Origin of the sequence: Pseudomonas oryzihabitans (assembly GCF_014522265.1) — a bacterium.
GTDB lineage: Bacteria > Pseudomonadota > Gammaproteobacteria > Pseudomonadales > Pseudomonadaceae > Chryseomonas > Chryseomonas aestiva.
In genome coordinates this window covers 2,078,083-2,095,769 of the sequence record NZ_CP017024.1, presented here as the reverse complement: position 1 = coordinate 2,095,769, position 17,687 = coordinate 2,078,083, and the positions used below count along the sequence as shown (strand labels likewise).

The 17,687-nt window shown below is 68.7% G+C and carries 21 protein-coding genes, 1 pseudogene and 1 riboswitch; of the genes and pseudogenes, 11 read left to right on the top strand and 11 right to left on the bottom strand.

Features of this window, described 5'->3' with window-relative positions:
* The first annotated feature begins 81 nt into the window (after positions 1–81).
* The 3 genes from BGI51_RS09680 (at position 82) to dxs (ending at position 3,288) form a co-directional block, all read left to right on the top strand.
* On the top strand, positions 82–324 hold the full coding sequence (locus BGI51_RS09680) for an exodeoxyribonuclease VII small subunit (protein ID WP_187980969.1): 243 nt from the start codon (positions 82–84) through the stop codon (positions 322–324).
* Entirely contained in the window at positions 321–1,199 is an 879-nt protein-coding gene (locus BGI51_RS09675) for a polyprenyl synthetase family protein (protein WP_187980968.1), read from the top strand. The genes BGI51_RS09680 and BGI51_RS09675 overlap by 4 nt, the downstream gene beginning before the upstream one ends.
* Positions 1,200–1,350: 151 nt before the next feature.
* A complete protein-coding gene (gene dxs / locus BGI51_RS09670; protein WP_187980967.1) occupies positions 1,351–3,288 on the top strand; it encodes a 1-deoxy-D-xylulose-5-phosphate synthase in 1,938 nt (645 codons plus the stop codon).
* 32 nt (positions 3,289–3,320) lie between these two features.
* Here the strand turns inward: dxs and ribA are convergent, their stop codons facing one another.
* From ribA to nrdR, 10 genes and pseudogenes are all read right to left on the bottom strand, one after another.
* Positions 3,321–3,944, bottom strand: coding sequence for a GTP cyclohydrolase II (ribA, locus tag BGI51_RS09665; RefSeq protein WP_187980966.1), 624 nt, complete (start codon positions 3,942–3,944; stop codon positions 3,321–3,323).
* Between the two features lie 95 nt (positions 3,945–4,039).
* A complete protein-coding gene (locus tag BGI51_RS09660) occupies positions 4,040–4,672 on the bottom strand; it encodes a retropepsin-like aspartic protease family protein (RefSeq protein ID WP_187980965.1) in 633 nt (210 codons plus the stop codon).
* A gap of 27 nt (positions 4,673–4,699) precedes the next feature.
* A pseudogene (locus BGI51_RS09655) lies at positions 4,700–5,208 on the bottom strand (phosphatidylglycerophosphatase A family protein).
* 22 nt (positions 5,209–5,230) lie between these two features.
* On the bottom strand, positions 5,231–6,187 hold the full coding sequence (gene thiL, locus BGI51_RS09650) for a thiamine-phosphate kinase (RefSeq protein WP_187980964.1): 957 nt from the start codon (positions 6,185–6,187) through the stop codon (positions 5,231–5,233).
* Between the two features lie 14 nt (positions 6,188–6,201).
* Positions 6,202–6,693, bottom strand: coding sequence for a transcription antitermination factor NusB (nusB, locus tag BGI51_RS09645; RefSeq protein WP_133860576.1), 492 nt, complete (start codon positions 6,691–6,693; stop codon positions 6,202–6,204).
* Entirely contained in the window at positions 6,690–7,166 is a 477-nt protein-coding gene (gene ribH / locus BGI51_RS09640) for a 6,7-dimethyl-8-ribityllumazine synthase (protein WP_007161209.1), read from the bottom strand. Before ribH ends, nusB begins: the two co-directional genes overlap by 4 nt.
* A 109-nt stretch (positions 7,167–7,275) precedes the next feature.
* Complete coding sequence (ribBA, locus tag BGI51_RS09635) at positions 7,276–8,364, bottom strand: bifunctional 3,4-dihydroxy-2-butanone-4-phosphate synthase/GTP cyclohydrolase II (RefSeq protein ID WP_133860575.1); 1,089 nt, start codon at positions 8,362–8,364, stop codon at positions 7,276–7,278.
* A 10-nt stretch (positions 8,365–8,374) separates the two neighbouring features.
* Positions 8,375–9,037, bottom strand: a complete 663-nt coding sequence (locus BGI51_RS09630) for a riboflavin synthase (protein WP_187980963.1) — start codon at positions 9,035–9,037, stop codon at positions 8,375–8,377.
* Between the two features lie 142 nt (positions 9,038–9,179).
* Positions 9,180–9,338: riboswitch (FMN riboswitch) on the bottom strand.
* A 56-nt stretch (positions 9,339–9,394) separates the two neighbouring features.
* The gene (gene ribD, locus BGI51_RS09625; RefSeq protein ID WP_187980962.1) at positions 9,395–10,513 is read right to left on the bottom strand and encodes a bifunctional diaminohydroxyphosphoribosylaminopyrimidine deaminase/5-amino-6-(5-phosphoribosylamino)uracil reductase RibD; all 1,119 of its coding nucleotides are present in this window, start codon (positions 10,511–10,513) and stop codon (positions 9,395–9,397) included.
* Positions 10,510–10,980: a transcriptional regulator NrdR gene (nrdR, locus tag BGI51_RS09620; RefSeq protein ID WP_187980961.1), complete on the bottom strand. Its 471-nt coding sequence runs from the start codon at positions 10,978–10,980 to the stop codon at positions 10,510–10,512. The genes ribD and nrdR overlap by 4 nt, the downstream gene beginning before the upstream one ends.
* Before the next feature lie 179 nt (positions 10,981–11,159).
* Here nrdR and BGI51_RS09615 point away from each other — a divergent pair, with 179 nt between their 5' ends.
* From BGI51_RS09615 to trxA, 3 genes are all read left to right on the top strand, one after another.
* Positions 11,160–11,624 (top strand): YbaY family lipoprotein, encoded by a 465-nt coding sequence (locus tag BGI51_RS09615; RefSeq protein WP_133860572.1) that lies wholly within the window; start codon positions 11,160–11,162, stop codon positions 11,622–11,624.
* On the top strand, positions 11,621–12,268 hold the full coding sequence (locus BGI51_RS09610) for a class I SAM-dependent methyltransferase (protein ID WP_187980960.1): 648 nt from the start codon (positions 11,621–11,623) through the stop codon (positions 12,266–12,268). Before BGI51_RS09615 ends, BGI51_RS09610 begins: the two co-directional genes overlap by 4 nt.
* A gap of 68 nt (positions 12,269–12,336) precedes the next feature.
* On the top strand, positions 12,337–13,206 hold the full coding sequence (trxA, locus tag BGI51_RS09605) for a thioredoxin (protein ID WP_187980959.1): 870 nt from the start codon (positions 12,337–12,339) through the stop codon (positions 13,204–13,206).
* A 126-nt stretch (positions 13,207–13,332) separates the two neighbouring features.
* Here the strand turns inward: trxA and BGI51_RS09600 are convergent, their stop codons facing one another.
* Positions 13,333–13,689: a hypothetical protein gene (locus BGI51_RS09600; protein WP_187980958.1), complete on the bottom strand. Its 357-nt coding sequence runs from the start codon at positions 13,687–13,689 to the stop codon at positions 13,333–13,335.
* Positions 13,690–13,811: 122 nt separating this feature from the next.
* Here BGI51_RS09600 and BGI51_RS09595 point away from each other — a divergent pair, with 122 nt between their 5' ends.
* The 5 genes from BGI51_RS09595 to BGI51_RS09575 all read left to right on the top strand — a co-directional run bounded on the left by BGI51_RS09595 (position 13,812) and on the right by BGI51_RS09575 (position 17,627).
* Positions 13,812–14,363, top strand: coding sequence for a ZrgA family zinc uptake protein (locus tag BGI51_RS09595; protein WP_187980957.1), 552 nt, complete (start codon positions 13,812–13,814; stop codon positions 14,361–14,363).
* A gap of 22 nt (positions 14,364–14,385) precedes the next feature.
* On the top strand, positions 14,386–15,078 hold the full coding sequence (locus BGI51_RS09590; RefSeq protein WP_423815045.1) for an ABC transporter ATP-binding protein: 693 nt from the start codon (positions 14,386–14,388) through the stop codon (positions 15,076–15,078).
* A 1-nt stretch (position 15,079) separates the two neighbouring features.
* Entirely contained in the window at positions 15,080–16,333 is a 1,254-nt protein-coding gene (locus tag BGI51_RS09585; RefSeq protein WP_187980956.1) for an ABC transporter permease, read from the top strand.
* A gap of 13 nt (positions 16,334–16,346) precedes the next feature.
* Positions 16,347–16,841, top strand: a complete 495-nt coding sequence (locus BGI51_RS09580) for a DUF3299 domain-containing protein (RefSeq protein WP_187980955.1) — start codon at positions 16,347–16,349, stop codon at positions 16,839–16,841.
* 96 nt (positions 16,842–16,937) lie between these two features.
* Complete coding sequence (locus BGI51_RS09575) at positions 16,938–17,627, top strand: OmpW/AlkL family protein (protein WP_027601114.1); 690 nt, start codon at positions 16,938–16,940, stop codon at positions 17,625–17,627.
* Positions 17,628–17,687 lie beyond the last annotated feature (60 nt).

Genomic DNA, 17,687 nt, shown 5'->3' with positions numbered 1-17,687 from the left:
CAAGCGGCGCCGATGGCTGTGGCACAATGGTCAACCTGTTGCCCACTTCCCGCGACCCGATCGCCTCTGCCGAGAATCCCGATGGCCCGCAAGAAAGCTCCCGACTTCGAACAATCCCTGGCCGAACTGCAGACCCTGGTGGAACGCCTGGAGAGCGGCGAGCTGTCCCTGGAGGACTCCCTCGGCGCCTTCGAACAGGGCATCCGCCTGACCCGCGAATGCCAGGGTGCCCTGGCCCAGGCCGAGCAGAAGGTGCAGATCCTGCTGGAAAAGGACGGCGAACTCAGCACCGCCCCCTTCGCCCCGGTCGGGGACGACGCATGATCGAGGCCTACCAGCAACGCTGCCAGACCCGCGTCGATACCGCCCTTGCCCCGCTCTTCACCGCCCCCCGCGCCGAACTCGCCCGGCTCTATGCCGCCATGGCCTACAGCGTCATGGGTGGCGGCAAGCGGGTACGGCCGTTGCTGGTCTATGCCGCCTGCGAAGCCCTGGGTGGCGATCCGGCGCGCGCCGACCAGGCCGCCTGCGCGGTGGAGCTGATCCACGCCTATTCCCTGGTCCACGACGATCTGCCGGCCATGGACGATGACGACCTGCGCCGCGGCCGGCCCACCACCCACAAGGCCTATGACGAGGCCTGCGCCATCCTTGCCGGCGACGGCCTGCAGACCCTGGCCTTCGAGACCCTGCTGGCGGCGCCCCAGGCTGCCGCGGTGCGACTGGAGATGATCGCGGTACTGGCGCGCGCCAGCGGTCCGGCGGGCATGGTCGGCGGCCAGGCCATCGACCTGGAGTCGGTCGGCCGGCGCATCGACCAGCCGGCGCTGGAGACCATGCACCTGCACAAGACCGGCGCCCTGATCGCCGCCAGCGTGCAACTCGGCGCCCTGGCCAGCGAAGCCGCCGGTGCCGCCGAGCGCGACGCCCTGGCCCGTTATGCCGAGGCCATCGGCCTGGCCTTCCAGGTCTGGGACGACGTGCTCGACATCGAAAGCGATACCCAGACCCTGGGCAAACGCCAGGGCGCCGATCTCGCCCGCGACAAACCGACCTACCCGGCGCTGCTCGGCCTGGACGCCGCCAAGGCCTATGCCCTGGAGCTGCGCGACACCGCCCTGGCCGCCATCGAGCCGCTTGGCACTCCGGCCGAACCCCTGCGCGCCCTGGCCCGCTACATCGTGGAACGACGTAGCTAGACGCGCCTCCGGCGGAAAAACTCGTGCCCCGGGCCGCATTTGCCCCCGGGTCCGTTGTCACAGGGGCATAACAAGACGCCCTGCCCGCTGTTGGGATGCCACGCGGGCATCGGGTAAACTGCCTAATTCTCTGCGCAAAGTGATCAGCCAGATGCCCAAGACGTTTCACGAGATTCCCCGCCAGCGTCCCGCGACGCCCCTGCTCGACCGCATCGACTCGCCGGTCCAGCTGCGCCAGCTCGGTGACGCCGAGCTGGAAGCCGTCGCCGACGAACTGCGCGCCTTTCTCCTGTGGACCGTGGGCCAGACCGGCGGTCACTTCGGCGCCGGCCTGGGTGTCATCGAACTGACCGTGGCCCTGCACTACGTCTTCAACACCCCGGAAGACCGGCTGGTGTGGGATGTCGGCCACCAGGCCTATCCGCACAAGATCCTCACCGGCCGTCGCGAAGGCATGGCCAGCCTGCGCCAGAAGGACGGCCTGGCCGCCTTCCCGCGCCGCAGCGAGAGCGAGTACGACACCTTTGGCGTCGGTCACTCCAGCACCTCCATCGGCGCCGCCCTGGGCATGGCCATCGCCGCCCAGCTGCAGGGGCTCGAGCGCAAGTCGGTCGCGGTGATCGGCGACGGCGCCCTGACCGCCGGCATGGCCTTCGAGGCGCTCAACCACGCCTCGGACACCGGCGCCAACATGCTGGTGGTACTCAACGACAACGACATGTCCATCTCGCGCAACGTCGGTGGCCTGTCCAACTACCTGGCGCGGCTGCTTTCCAGCCGTACCTACCAGCACCTGCGCGAGAACGGCAAGAAGGCCCTGTCCAAGCTGCCCGGCGCCTGGGAAATCGCCCGCCGCACCGAAGAGGCCGCCAAGGGCATGCTGGTACCCGGCACCCTGTTCGAGGAGCTGGGCTGGAACTACATCGGCCCCATCGACGGCCATGACCTGCCGACCCTGGTCACCACCTTGCGCAACCTGCGCGATGCCAAGGGTCCGCAGTTCCTCCATGTGATCACCCGCAAGGGCAAGGGCCTGTCCATCGCCGAGGCCGATCCCATCGGCTATCACGCCATCACCAAGCTGGAGCCGCTGGACGCCAAGCCCAAGCGCCCGGGTGCGCCCAAGTACTCCAACATCTTTGGCGACTGGCTGTGCGACATGGCCGCCGCCGATTCCAAGCTGGTGGGCATCACCCCGGCGATGAAGGAAGGCTCCGACCTGATCCGCTTCGCCGAACGCTACCCCGAGCGCTATTTCGACGTGGCCATCGCCGAGCAGCACGCGGTGACCCTGGCCGCGGGCCTGGCCTGCGACGGCATGAAGCCGGTGGTCGCCATCTATTCCACCTTCCTGCAGCGCGGCTATGACCAGCTGATCCACGACGTGGCGGTGCAGAACCTGGACGTGCTCTTCGCCATCGACCGCGCCGGTCTGGTGGGCGAAGACGGCCCTACCCACGCCGGCAGCTTCGACCTGTCCTACCTGCGCTGCATCCCCGGCATGGTGATCATGGCGCCCAGCGACGAGAACGAGCTGCGCCGCCTGCTTACCACCGGCTATCGCCACCAGGGTCCGGCTGCGGTGCGTTATCCCCGTGGCAGCGGCCCCAACGCCGCCCTCGACCCGGGCCTGGAACCCCTGCCTATCGGTAAAGGCGTGGTGCGTCGCCAAACCAGCCTGAAGAGCGGCCCCAAGGTCGGCTTCCTGGTGTTTGGCGTGCAACTGGCCGAGGCCCTGCAGGTCGCCGAGCGCCTGGACGCCAGCGTGGCCGACATGAGATTCGTCAAGCCGCTGGACGAGGCGCTGATCCGCCAGTTCGCCGCGGACCACGATCTGCTGGTCACCGTCGAGGAAAACAGCGTCATGGGCGGCGCCGGCAGTGCGGTCAACGAATTCCTGCAGGCCAGTGCCCTGGTCCAGCCCGTGCTCAACCTGGGCCTGCCGGACAGCTACATCGAACACGCCAAGCCGGCCGACATGCTGGCCGAGTGCGGCCTTGATGAAGCCGGCATCGAGCGCGCGGTCCGCGAGCGCCTGGCCCTCCCGGACCTTGCGGCAGCGCCGACCGGTCTGCGCAAGGAAGCCTGAGCGGCAGCCAGGCTGAGATGAAAAAAGGCGCCCTAGGGCGCCTTTTCCACGTCTTCGTTCTGATGCAGATTGCCGAGCATATGGCCGAGCTTGCCGGCCTTGGTCAGCAGATAGCGGCGATTGTGCGGATTGAGGCCTTCCTGCAGCGGCACCCGCTCGGCGACCGGAATGCCCAGGACCTCGAGCGCCTTCACCTTGCGCGGATTGTTGGTCATCAGGCGCAGCGAAGTGACCCCCAGGTGGTCGAGCATCGGCTTGCACAGCGCATAGGTGCGCTGGTCGGCGCCGAAGCCCAGGCGCTCGTTGGCTTCCACGGTATCGGCCCCGGCATCCTGCAGCTCATAGGCGCGGATCTTGTTGAGCAGGCCGATGCCACGCCCTTCCTGACGCAGATAGAGCAGCACGCCACGACCGGCTTCGGCGATGGCGCGCAGCGCCGCCTCCAGCTGGAAGCCGCAGTCGCATCTCATGCTGAACAGCGCGTCGCCGGTCAGGCACTCGGAATGCAGGCGGCCCAGCACCGGCTCGCCATCGGCCACGTCACCGAAGGTCAGGGCGACATGCTCCTTGCCATCGGTCTCGTCGAGGAAACCGTGCATGGTGAACAGGCCGAAGGGGGTGGGCAATTGGGAGGCGGCGACAAAGACGACGGACACCTGCGGGCTCCTGGCGGGGAAAGACGTACATTGTAACCTTTTCCCCGGGCCCGGCGTCATCGCCAGGGGTTATGACGTCGATACCCGCTGATCTATCAGCGTGCCTGCACGTAGAAGATGCCCTGGGCCTCCCGCCAGCCCACGCGATTGAGGAAACTCATGCCCAGCAGGCCCTGGCTGGGATAGTTGCCCTCCAGGACCATGGCGTCCACCCCGACCACCTCGATATCACCCAGGCGCACCTGCTTGAGCGTGGTGCGCCAGGCGCGGGCATGACCGCTGGCGGTTTCCACCCAGCCCGGGGTGCCGTCGCGATAGCTGATGCCCAGCTGATCGGCCTGGGCGCCACTCAGGGCGACACTGGTGGCGCCGGTGTCCACCAGCAGCGACACCGGACGGCCATTGACGTTGGCGGTGACCTGGTAATGACCGTTGTTGCTGCGCGGCACGCTGAATTCTCGGCGCTGCGGAGCGCTGTAGCCGTCGCTGTATTCGCGGTCGAGGGCAAAGGTCTGGGTCCGGCCGTCGATACGCAGCACCGCCTGCTGGGGATCGGCGCTGACCACCTCGACGTCGTCCAGGCGCTGGCCGACTCGCAGCAATTTGCGCTGGCCATTGACGTTGACCACCGCGGCGCCATTGAACAACCCCACGACCCTGACCTGGGGTTGCGCCCAGGCGAGCGTACCGACGGCCCAGATGAGGCCGCACGCGCCCAGTCTCTTCACTGCCCTGCTCCTTGGGCCTGCGTCTCGTCAGCCGACGAGATGACCCCAACCGATGTGTAATCCCTGAACCACCAGCCAGGCGAGGATGCCGGCCAGTACATCGTCGACCATGATGCCGACGCCGCCGCGGACATTGACATCCAGCCAGCGGATTGGCCAGGGCTTGCAGATGTCCAGCACGCGGAAGGCGACGAAACCCACCAGCAGCCAGATCAAGCCCGGAGGCGCCAGCCAGAAGGTGATCCAGATGCCGACCATCTCGTCCCAGACGATGCCCTCGTGGTCGTGCACGCCCAGCTCCCGGGCGACCTTGCCGCACAGCCAGCAGCCGAACACGGAGAGCAGCACCAGCAGCAGCGGATAGCTCCAGCCGCTGAGCAACTGCCAGAGCGGCACGAAGGGCAAGGCGATCAGTGACCCCCAGGTGCCGGGCGCCTTGGGCAGGGTGCCGGAACCCAGGCCAAAGGCCAGGAAGTGCCAGGGATCGCGCCAGACCGACAGGGGACCGGCTGGGCGGGGGCTTGCTGTTCGCTCAAGGATGGACTCCGCGCCAGGGCGCTAGAAATGTTGGAAACCGGTGTGTATCGGCGTCAGCGGCTGACCGTCGGCGGCGAGCACCTGGACGCCGCTACCCGTCTCGACCCGCCCGATCACCTGTGCCTGGGGCCAGGCGGCGGCCAGGGCCGGCGCCTGCTCGGGCGGCAGGGTGAAGACCAGCAGGTAGTCGTCGCCGGCGCCCAGGGCCAGGCGCAGCACCTCGTCGGCGGGGAAGAGTTCGGTCAGCGCAGGACTCACCGGCAGCCGCGCCGTCTCCACGACCAGGCGGACGCCGGAGGCGGCGGCGATGTGGCCGCAATCGGCGACCAGGCCGTCGGAAACGTCCTGGGCCGCCGTCGCCCGCCCGCGCAGCCAGAGGCCGAGCTCGAATTGCGGCTGGGGTGCCCAGTAGCGCGCCAGCAGGTGCCGACTGGCGGCGCCCTCCGCTGCACGCTGACCGAGGACGAAGGGCAAGGCCCCGCCCGCCTCACCCGGCGCACCGCCCAGGCACAGCAGATCGCCCGGGCGGGCACCGCTGCGCAGCAGCGCCTGGCCGGCCGGCACCTGGCCGAAGACCGTGAGGGTGAGGGACAGCGGACCGCGAGTGGTGTCACCACCGACCAGGCGCAGCTCGCACTGTTCGGCCATCTGCGCGAGGCCTGCCGCCAGGCCTTCCAGCCAGGCGGGCTCGACGGACGGCAGGGTCAACGCCAGGGTGAAACCCAGGGGCGCGGCGCCCATGGCGGCCAGGTCGCTGGCGCTCACTGCCAGGGCACGCTGGCCGAGGCCATGGGCATCCGGGCAGGGATCGGGGAAATGCACCCCGGCGGTCAGGGTGTCGGTGGAGACCGCCAGTTGCTCACCGGGAGCGGGTGCCAGCAGCGCGCAGTCATCGCCGATGCCCAGCGCCACGCCGGGACCGCCGCGAGCGCAGGGCGCCGCGGCGAAATAGCGACGGATGAGTTCGAATTCACCCATGCCGACGTGGGCAATCAGCGCTTGCCGCGCAACTCGGCACTGCGCAGCTTGGGCGCCAGCTTGTCCAGCACGCCGTTGACGAACTTGTGGCCATCGGTGGCGCCGAAGATCTTGGCCATCTCGATGCCTTCGTTGATCACCACCCGGTAGGGCACGTCGATGCGCTTGAGCAGCTCGTAGCAGGACAGCCGCAGCACGGCCAGCTCGACCGGATCCACCTCGTTCATGGCGCGGTCCAGGCAGGGCAGGATCAGACCGTCGATCTCGCTCTTGTTGGCCGGGACGCCATGCAGGACTTCATGGAAGTAGGCGCCGTCGACCTTGGCGAAATCGTTGTCGACGCGAAACTGCGCCTCGATCTCGTTGATCGCCTGGCCCGCCATGTGCCACTGGTACAGGGCCTGGACCGACAGGCTGCGCGCTTCGCGGCGAGCAGCCAGTTTGCCGGTGGGGGCCTTCTTGCCCGCGGGCTTGCCGGCCGCGGGCGGAGTCAGATCGCCGCTCACTTGGCCTCCAGCTGCGCCAGCAGGCTGACCATTTCCAGAGCGGACAGGGCCGCTTCGGCGCCCTTGTTGCCGGCCTTGGTGCCGGAGCGCTCGATGGCCTGCTCGATGGAGTCGACGGTGAGGACGCCAAAGGACACCGGTACGCCGAATTCCATGGAGACCTGGGCCAGGCCCTTGGTGCACTCGCCGGCCACGTATTCGAAGTGGGGGGTGCCGCCACGGATCACCGCGCCGAGGGCGATGATGGCGTCGAATTCGTCGCGCTGGGCGATCTTCTGCACCGCCAGCGGGATCTCGAAGGCGCCAGGGACGCGGATGATGGTCAGGTCGTCCGGCTTGATGCCGTGACGCACCAGGGCGTCGATGGCGCCCTGCAGCAGGCTTTCGACGACGAAGCTGTTGAAACGACCGACCACCAGGGCGAAGCGGCCCTGGGGAGCGATGAAGGTGCCTTCAAAGGTCTTGATGTTCATGTGCGGGTCCAGTTGTCAAAGAGCCGGACGGCCGGCAGTGCCAGGCCGTCCGTGGAAATCCAGGTGAAGCGCGCCGCACCACCCGGGCGGGGCGCGCCAGGCGGAAGGGTCATTCTTCAGGAGGCAGATAGTCTACTACTTCCAGGTCGAAGCCGGATATGGCGTTGAACTTCATCGGCGAGCTGAGCAGGCGCATCTGACGAATGCCCAGGTCGCGGAGGATCTGCGAACCGGCACCGACGGTGCTGTAGGTGGACAGCGCCTTGGGCACCGGCAGCGGCTCGCGCAGATGCGCCAGCAGGTCGTCGCCCTCGATCGAGTGACCGAGCAGCAGCACCACGCCGGTGCCCTCGCGGGCCACGCGCTCCATGGCGCCACGCAGACTCCAGCGACCCGGTTGCTGCACCTGCAGCAGGTCGCGCAGCGGATCCATGTTGTGCACCCGCACCAGCGGCAGCTCCTGGCCGGCCAGGTCGCCACGGATCAGCGCCAGGTGGACGTCGCCCTCCACCTCGTCGCGGTAGGTCACCAGCTTGAACGGACCGAGCTCGGTCTCCAGCTGCTGCTCGTCGATGCGCTTGACGGTGTGCTCGTGGAGCAGGCGGTAGTGGATCAGATCGGCGATGGTGCCGACCTTGAGGCCATGCTGCTCGGCGAAGGCTTCGAGTTCGTCGCGACGGGCCATGGTGCCGTCGTCGTTCATCACCTCGCAGATCACCCCGCTCTCGGCGAAACCGGCCATGCGCGCCAGGTCGCAGGCGGCTTCGGTATGGCCGGCACGGGCCAGCACGCCGCCGGGCTGGGCCATCAGCGGGAACATGTGGCCGGGGCTGACCACGTCGCCGGCCTTGGCGTCCTTGGCGATGGCGGCCTGCACGGTACGGGCGCGGTCGGCGGCGGAGATGCCGGTGCTGATGCCCTCGGCGGCCTCGATGGAGACGGTGAACTTGGTGCCGAAGCCGGAGGCGTTGCGGCTGGCCATCATCGGCAGGTTGAGGCGCTCGCAGAGGCCCTTGCTCATGGGCATGCAGATCAGGCCCCGCGCGTGGCGGGCCATGAAGTTGATGTGTTCGGCGGTGACGCATTCGGAGGCGATGATGATGTCGCCTTCGTTCTCGCGGTCCTCGTCGTCCATGAGGATGACCATCTTGCCCGCGCGGATGTCCTGGATGATGTCTTCGATGCTGGAAAGTGCCACGGTGTCGTCCTTAGCGCTGCAGATAGCCGTGTTCGGCGAGAAAGGTTTCGGTGACGCCGCCCTTGCTGGACTCGGCGGCCTTGTCGCCCAGTAGCAGGCGCTCCAGGTAGCGGGCCAGCAGGTCCACCTCCAGGTTCACCCGCCGACCGGGGCGGTAGTCGGCCATGATGGTCTCGCCGAGGGTGTGGGGGACGATGGTCAGCTCGAATTCGGCGCCGTCCACCGCGTTCACCGTGAGGCTGACGCCGTCCACGGTGATCGAGCCCTTGAGGGCGATGTAGCGGGCCAGCTCGGCCGGGGCACGCAGGCGAAACTGCACGGCGCGGGCATTATCGGTGCGGGAGACCACTTCGCCGAGGCCGTCCACGTGGCCGCTGACCAGGTGGCCGCCGAGGCGACTGGTGGGCATCAGCGCCTTTTCCAGGTTGACCTTGCTGCCGGGCTTGAGGCCGCCCAGGCTGGTGAGGCTCAGGGTCTCGCGACTGACGTCGGCCCAGAAGCCGTCGCCAGGCAAGTCCACGGCGGTAAGGCAGACTCCGTTGACGGCGATGCTGTCGCCGAGCTTGACGTCGGCAAGGTCGAGCTTGCCGGTGGCGACATAAAGGCGCACGTCTCCGCCCTTGGGCGTGAGCGCGCGGATCTCGCCGAGGGCTTCGATGATTCCGGTAAACATCAGCTCAGGCCTCCGCGAGGTAGAGCCAGAAAGGCGGTGCAGCTAGACATCGACGAACTCCTGTTTCGGTGAAAAAACAGGGCGTACGGACAGAAGGGAAATCAGACGGACGAGGGGCTCGCACCCCTGCCAGGCGAGGCTATCCCGTTCTCTCTCATCCGGACTATGACCGTCGGCCCCGGAATCCAACCGGGTCTGCTGACCTCTCCCGCCGCAGAGGACGAGAGAGCGCTCGCGGGCTCGTCCCGACTTATCGGGCGTTACCGCCGGTGGGGAATTGCACCCCGCCCTGAGAACTCGCCACCCGAGGGCAGCGCAGGTTTTGTAACACAGTTCGCCGCCGCGGGGCCAGGGGCGTCAGGTGTCCCTGGCCGGTCGGGCGATCAGGTGCAGGTCGGCGCCTACCGGGGTGACGCTGAGGATCTCCAGCTGCGGGGCCTCGGCCAGGTGCACCAGCGGCCAGTCCAGCAGCGGCCGGGCGCTGGAACCGAGGAACCTGGGCGCCAGGAACAGGTGATATTCGTCGACCAGCCCGGCCTGGGCGAAGGCACCGGCCAGACGCGGCCCGGCTTCCACCAGGACGTCATTGACCTGCTCGCTGCCCAGGCGGGTCAGCAGGGCCGCCAGATCGACCTGGCCCTGGCTACCGGGCAGCGCCAGGTAGTCGTGACCGGCCGCTGCATAGCCGGGCGCCGCCGCGGCCATACCGGCGACCCGTGCCGCGCCGGCCTGAAAGAAGGGGGCATCCAGCGGCACCCGGCCACGGCCGTCCACCAGCAGCCGCTGCGGCGTACGCAGGGTGGCCAGTTGCAGTTCGTCTCCGCTCAGGCCCAGTTCCGCCTGACGCACGGTCAGTCGGGCGCCATCGGCCAGCACGGTATCGGCGCCAGTGATCACCACCCCCGCCTCGGCGCGCAGCCGCTGGACGCTCTGGCGCGCCGCCGGACCGGTGATCCACTGGCTTTCGCCATTGGCCATGGCGGTGCGGCCATCCAGACTCAGGGCCAGCTTGACCCGCACGAAGGGCCGCCCGGTGAGCATGCGCTGGATGAAGCCGGCGTTGAGCGCTCGTGCCTCGGCTTCCAGCACTCCGGCGCGGGTGGCGATGCCGGCGGCGGAGAGGCGCGCCAGACCGCGCCCGGCCACCAGCGGATTGGGATCGGTCATGGCCGCCACCACCTCGGCCACGCCGGCGGCTACCAGGGCATCGGCGCAAGGCGGGGTGCGGCCATGATGGCTGCAGGGTTCCAGGGTCACATAGGCAGTGGCGCCACGCGCCGCCTCCCCCGCCTGGCGCAGCGCGTGCACCTCGGCATGGGGACCGCCGGCCTGGCGGTGCCAGCCTTCGCCTACCACCTGGCCGTCGCGGACGATGACGCAGCCCACCCGCGGATTGGGCGCCGTGCTGTAGCGGCCGCAGGCGGCCAGCGCCAGGGCGCGGGCCATCCAGACTTCGTCGCGCCCCATGGCGCTCATACCGGCTGCTTGCCCGGATCCTGGGCCAGGCGCTCGATCTCGTCGCGGAATTCGGCCAGGTCCTGGAATTGCCGATAGACCGAGGCGAAGCGGATGTAGGCCACCTGGTCCAGCTTGCGCAGTTCGTCCATCACCAGTTCACCCACCACCCGCGAACGGATCTCGCGCTCGCCAGTGGCGCGCAGGCGGTGCTTGATCAGGGCGATGGCTTCTTCCAGACGCTCGACGCTGACCGGCCGCTTCTCCAGGGCACGCTGCATGCCGGCGCGCAACTTTTCCTCGTCGAAGGGCTGGCGGGTGCCGTCCTGCTTGATCAGCCGTGGCAGCACCAGTTCGGCGGTCTCGAAGGTGGTGAAGCGCTCCTGGCAGGCCAGGCACTCACGTCGCCGGCGCACCTGCTCACCGGCCGCGACCAGCCGGGAATCCGTGACCTTGGTGTCGTGGGCGCCGCAGAAGGGACAATGCATGAGAGAGTCGATCGCCGGAAGGGAAAGCCCTCATGGTACCCGATCACTCCCTGCCGGGAACCTCCGGGTGCCTGACGAATCGACAGCCAGGGGCCGCCGGGCTATAAGAGCGCCCTGTGTTCGACGACCTCTCCAGCCTCCCGTGCAGCCCTCGCCGGCCGCGACCTCCGGATCCCGCCATGACCCCACGCGCCCTCCTGCCCCTGCTCTTCACCGGTCTGCTCGCGGCCTGCTCCAGCCCACCCGAAACCACGCCGCCGCAGCCCACCACCCCGGCCGACGAACCGGTTCCGGTGGTCGGTGCCCCCACTCCGGCCAATCTGCGCGAGATCTCCGGGGTGCTGCGCAATGCCCAGGGTCTGGTCCCGGCGGGTGCCCAGGTCGAGATCGCGCTGCTGGCGGTCAACGCCAAGGGCCTGCCCCAGCGTCTGCTGGCCAGCGAGACGGTGACCGGCAAGGGCGCGCCCCTGGCCTTCCGCCTGCCCTTCAATCCAGAGATCTTTCCCACCCGCCCGGATCTCAAGGTGGAATTCCACGCGCGCCTGATCCAGGCCGGGCAACTGGCCAGCTATCTGCCGCCGGTGAATGTCGGCGGACCGACCACGCAGAATCTCGGCGAACTGGTGCTGAACCAGACCCCGTGACGCCCCCTGCCGATCTCGCTGCCGCCCTGACCGCCCTGCTGGGCGACGCCTGCCTCTCCTTGCAGGCATTGCCCGGCAGCGACCTGTCGCTGTGGCTGATCGATCCGGCCAATATGGCGCGGGCCTTTTCCCCGGCGGAAACCCAGCGCCTGCTGGAGGCACCGCCCTACTGGGCCTTCTGCTGGGCCAGCGGTCTGGCCCTGGCGCGCTGGATCGTCGCCCATCCCGAGCACGTCGCCGGGCGCCAGGTGCTGGATTTCGGCAGCGGCTCGGGCATCGCCGGACTCGCCGCCGCGCGGGCCGGCGCGGCGCGGGTGGTCTGCTGCGACCTGGATCCGCTGGCCTTGAAAGCCTGCCGTGCCAATGCCCGGGCCAACGCCGTGCAGATCGAGACGCTGGACGATCTGCACGCCAGCACCGAGCGCTTCGATCTCATCCTGGCCGCCGATGTGCTCTACGACCGTGCCAACCTGCCGCTACTGGCGCTCCTGCAGACGCGTGCAGAACGGATCCTGCTGGCCGACTCGCGGGTGCGCGACCTGGCCCACCCCGGCTTCACCCGCATCACCGAACTCCAGGCCTGCACCCTGCCGGATCTGGCCGAGCCGGACGAATTCCGCCGCGTGGCGCTCTATCAAGGTTGAGCTGGCCCGCCTTGTTTCCAAGCCCGGCGCCCCCACCTATAGTGCATCTTTCGTCTGCCGAGTCCGCCATGAGCCAGGTCCCCTACATTTTCGACGCCACCCTCGACACCTTCCAGCAACAGGTCATCGACGCCTCCTTCAGCACCCCGGTGCTGGTGGACTTCTGGGCCAAGTGGTGCGCGCCCTGCAAAGTGCTGATGCCGCTGCTGGCCAAGATCACCGAGTCCTATGGCGGCGCCCTGCACCTGGCCAAGGTCAACTGCGACATCGAGCAGGAACTGGTGATGAGATTCGGCATCCGCAGCCTGCCCACGGTGGTGCTGTTCAAGGATGGCCAGCCGGTGGACGGCTTCGCCGGCGCCCAGCCCGAATCGGCCATCCGCGCCCTGCTCGAACCCCATGTCCAGGCCTTGCCGCCGGCCGAGGAAGATCCGCTGGACGCCGCCCAGGCGATGTTCGCCGAGGGCCGCTTCGCCGAGGCCGAGGCGCTGCTCAAGGCGCTGCTCGAAGAAGACAACAGTGACGCCCTGGCGCTGATCCTCTATGCCCGCTGCCTGGCCGAGCGCAACGAACTGGACGACGCCCAGGCCGTGCTGGACGCGGTCAAGGGCGATGAGCACAAGCAGGCGCTGGCCGGCGCCCGGGCCCAGCTGACCTTCCTGCGCCAGGCCGCCAGCCTGCCCGAGGTGGCCGAGCTCAAGAGTCGCCTGGCGCGCGATGCCGGCGACGATGAAGCCGCCTACCAGCTGGCCGTGCAACAACTGGCCCGCCAGCAATACGAACCCGCCCTGGATGGTCTGCTGGACCTGTTCCGCCGCAATCGCGGCTACGGTGACGACCTGCCGCGCAAGACCCTGGTGCAGGTCTTCGATCTGCTGGGCAACGATCACCCGCTGGTCGCCACCTATCGCCGCCGCCTGTACCAGGCACTGTACTAGGCACCTATTGATAACGGCTGCGTCGCCCCAGGCGCAGCCTTGTCCACAGCCGGCGCCAGCCTGGCGCTGCGGACCCTTCGTAGCGTGGAAAACCGCGCAGCGTTTTCCACTCGCCTACCCCCAGTCTCATCCCTGCCAGATATAGAACTGCGCCTCCCCCACCCGCTCCATGCGCACCTGGGGACTGTGCCTCAGCCGTACCAGCAGCTGCTTGGCCACACCCAGATTGCCGGTCAGCTTTTCCAGGGCCACCAGGATGTCCGGCCCGCTGAGTCGGCCAGCCTGGCTGAGCAACTTCACCACCTGATCCCAGAGCATGTCGCCGCCCGACTTGGGCCCGCTGGGGGCGGCGGCCACCGCCGCAGCAGGGAGGGACGCCGCCGTCGGCCGCAGGGCCGCGGCCAGGCGCTGCCAGTCGGCCTCCTCCAGTTCCACCGTGAGATCCACGGGCTGGCTGCCGATGGTTCCGCGAATGCGTACCATGGTGTTCTCCTCGTCGTGCAGAGGCCCATGCTCCCACAGCCATCGGCCGACGCCAAACCGAGGTTGCGACAGGCAAATGCAACAACATAACATAGCGCCTTTCCGCCCACTGGAAGCCATCCATGCGCCTGCCCCTGCTGACTCTCTGCCTCGCCGCCGCACTCGCTCAACCGGCCTTTGCCCAAGGCACCGCTAGTGACCATGACGAACACGAGCACGGTGCCCTGGGCGCCCATGTGCACGGCGAATCCCACCTCGACCTGGCCCAGACGGAAACCGGCCTGGAATTGCAATGGCGCAGTCCGGCGGCCGATCTGCTGGGCTTCGAACATGCCCCGCGCAACCAGCAGGAAGAGGACGCCGTCGCGGCTCTGCGCCAAAGCCTGGAGAATCCCCAGGCGCTGGTGAAGCTGCCCGCGGCAGCCGATTGCCGCCTGACCGAAGCCAGCGCCATCAGCCCGCTGTTCGCCAAGGACGCCAGCGCGAGCGGCCATCTCGACGTGGACGCCAGCATGAGCTTCAGCTGCAGCAAGCCGGGCGCGCTCGCCAGCCTGGATCTCTCCGGCTGGTTCGCCCGCTTCCCCAACAGTCACAGTGTCGAGGTCCAGGCCATCGTCGCCAGCGGTCAGCAAGGCGCCGAACTGACCGCCAAGCAACCGCAGCTGAAATGGTAAGGCGGTCGTGACCGCCGCCCCCCTGGTCGAGATCCAGGACCTCGGCTTCGCCTGGCCGGGCCAGGCGGAATGCCTGGACATCCGGCACTTCCAGCTGGCACCCGGCGAAGCACTGTTTCTCGAAGGCCCTTCGGGCAGTGGCAAGACCACCCTGCTCGGCCTGCTGGGTGGCGTGCAGCGCCCCGGTCGCGGCCAGGTTCGCCTGCTCGGTCAGGACCTGGGGACGCTCGCCACCGCCCGGCGCGACCGCTTTCGCGTCGACCACACCGGCTTTCTCTTCCAGCAATTCAACCTGCTGCCCTTTCTCTCGGTGCTGGACAACGTCCTGCTTCCCTGCCAGTTCTCGGCGCTGCGCCGCGAGCGCGCCACCGCGCGGCACGGCGATCCGCGGGGTGCGGCCCTGACCCTGCTCTGCGCCCTGGGGCTGAGCGATCCCGCGCTGCCGCGCCGTCCAGCCCGCGAACTCTCCATCGGCCAGCAGCAGCGGGTCGCCGCCGCCCGCGCCCTGATCGGCCAGCCGGAGCTGGTGATCGCCGACGAACCCACCTCGGCGCTGGACACCGATCACCGCGATGCCTTCCTGCAGCTGCTGTTCGCCGAGTGCGCCGCCGCCGGCGCCGGCCTGCTGTTCGTCAGCCACGACCGCAGTCTGGCCAGTCGTTTCGACCGCCACCTGACCCTGGCCCAACTCAACGCCGCCCGGCCGGAGACCTAGGATGCCGCTTCTGCCACTGGCCTGGGCCAGCCTGCGCAATCGTCGCGCCACCGCCCTCCTCACCGTCTTCACCATCGCCGTCTCGGTGGCCCTGCTGCTGGGCGTCGAACGCTTGCGCACCGAGGCCAAGGCCAGCTTCGCCAGCACCATCGCCGGTACCGACCTGGTGGTGGGCGCCCGCTCCGGTGCGGTCAATCTGCTGCTCTACTCGGTGTTCCGCATCGGCAATGCCACCAACAACATCCGCTGGGAGAGCTACGAGAAGCTCGCCGCCGATCCCCGCGTCGCCTGGACCATCCCGCTGTCCCTCGGCGACTCCCACCGCGGCTACCGGGTGCTGGGTACCGACGGCAACTACTTCGCCCACTATCACTACGGGCGCAACCAGCCGCTGCGGCTGGCCCAGGGTCGCCCCTTCAACGACGTCTTCGAGGTGGTGCTGGGCGCCGAGGTGGCCAAGGCGCTGCACTATCAACTGGGCGACAGGGTCGTGCTGGCCCATGGTGTCGCCACCATCAGCCTGACCGAGCATAGCGACCACCCCTTCACGGTGGTCGGCATCCTCGCCCCCACCGGTACCCCCGTCGACCGCACCCTGCACATCCCGCTGAGCGGCATGACCGCCCTGCACCTGGACTGGCGCGGTGGCATGCCCGGTCCTGCGCTGAGCGACGCCGAGGTGCGCCGGCGCGATCTCACGCCCCAGGACCTGACCGCCGCCCTGGTCGGCCTCAAGAGTCGGGTGGCCACCTTTGCCGTGCAACGCGCGGTCAACGAGTACCGTGGCGAGCCGCTGCTGGCCATCCTGCCCGGCGTGGCCCTGCAGGAACTCTGGGGCCTGCTCGGCACGGCGGAACAGGCGCTGCTGGTGATGTCGCTGTGCGTGGTGCTCACCGGGCTGGTGGGCATGCTCACCGCCCTGCTCGCCAGTCTCAACGAACGACGCCGCGAAATGGCCATCCTGCGCTCGGTGGGCGCCCAGCCGCGTCATCTGTTCGGCCTGCTGCTGGCCGAAGCCCTGGCCCTTACGCTGGCCGGCTGTCTCGCCGGGCTGGCGCTGCTCTATGGCGCCATCGCGCTGGGCCGGCCCTGGCTGCTGGCGGAATACGGCCTGGCATTGCCGCTGGACTGGCCCTCGCTCTACGATGGGCAACTGCTCGGCGGTATCCTGCTCGCGGCGCTGGTGCTCGGCTGCATTCCGGCCTGGCGCGGCTGTCGCCAGGCCCTCACGGACGGGTTGTCCGTGCGTTTGTAGACGAGGCTTCCCCATGCGCTTGGCGCTCCTGCTGTTGCTCTGCTGGCTGTCCTGGGCCCAGGCCGACCCCCGCCAACTCGCCTGGCGCGAACTGGTGCCGGCCGATGCGCCGCGCTTCAATCCCGGCAGCGTCGACCACGGCCTCGGCGAAGACGGCCCGGCCGCCAGCCAGCCCTGGCCGGACGCGCCAACGGTGGCCGCCCTGGACGGCCAGGAGGTGCGCCTGCCCGGCTACGTGGTGCCGCTGATGGTCACCGAAGAGGGCGAAGTCACCGAATTCCTGCTGGTCCCCTATTACGGCGCCTGCATCCACGTACCGCCGCCGCCCGGCAACCAGATCGTCTACGTCAAGGGCAGCCACGATCTCTGGCTGTCCAAGCTGCACCTGCCCTACTGGGTGGAAGGCCGCCTGGGCGTGGGCACCCAGCGTAGCGAGGTGGCCGTCGCCGGCTACTGGCTGCAGGCCCAGCGCATCCAGCCCTACATCCTCAAGGGCGACGGCTCCTGAGGGATCTGCCCTGCGCTTGAGCGAGATCAAGAGTCCGCCGTTCCGGCTTCGCTAGGCTGCTCCGAGCCATTTTTCAATGCCTTCGGAGCCCTCGCCATGCGTCCTCTCTTCCGTCTCAGCCTGCTCGCCCTCGCGCTGGCCGCCCCCTTCGCCCAGGCCCACCAGGCCGGCGACATCATCCTGCGCGCCGGCGCCATCACCGTGGATCCCCACGAGCGCAGCTCCGACGTCAAGATCGACAGAGGCGCCCTGAGTGGCGCCAATCTGGGCGGCAAGGCGACCATGGACAGCGACACCCAGCTGGGGCTGAACGTCGCCTACATGCTGACCGACCACCTGGGCCTCGAATTGCTCGCGGCCACGCCCTTCGAGCACCAGGTCAACATCAAGGGCACCGGGCTCGACGCCGCCAATGGCAAGCTGGGCAGCCTCAAGCACCTGCCGCCGACGCTGAGCCTGGTCTACTACCCGCTGGACGCCAAGGCGACGTTCCAGCCCTATGTCGGCGCCGGCCTCAACTACACCTGGATCTATGACGAGCACGTCGGCAGCGGCGCCAGCGCGGCCGGCTTCGACAATTTCCGCGCCGACAACTCCTGGGGCTGGTCCGCCCAGGTCGGTGCCGATCTCATGCTCACCGACCGGGTGATGCTCAATGCCCAGATCCGCTACATCGACATAGCCACCACCGCCCACGTCGACAACACCGCCCTCGGCGCCCGCGCCAAGGTCGATCTGGACGTGGATCCCTGGGTCTACATGGTCGGCCTGGGCTATCGCTTCTAGGCCACCGCCAGCCACTCGCGCCTTAGGTTGGCGCCGAGACGGCTCCAGCGGCGCAGCTCA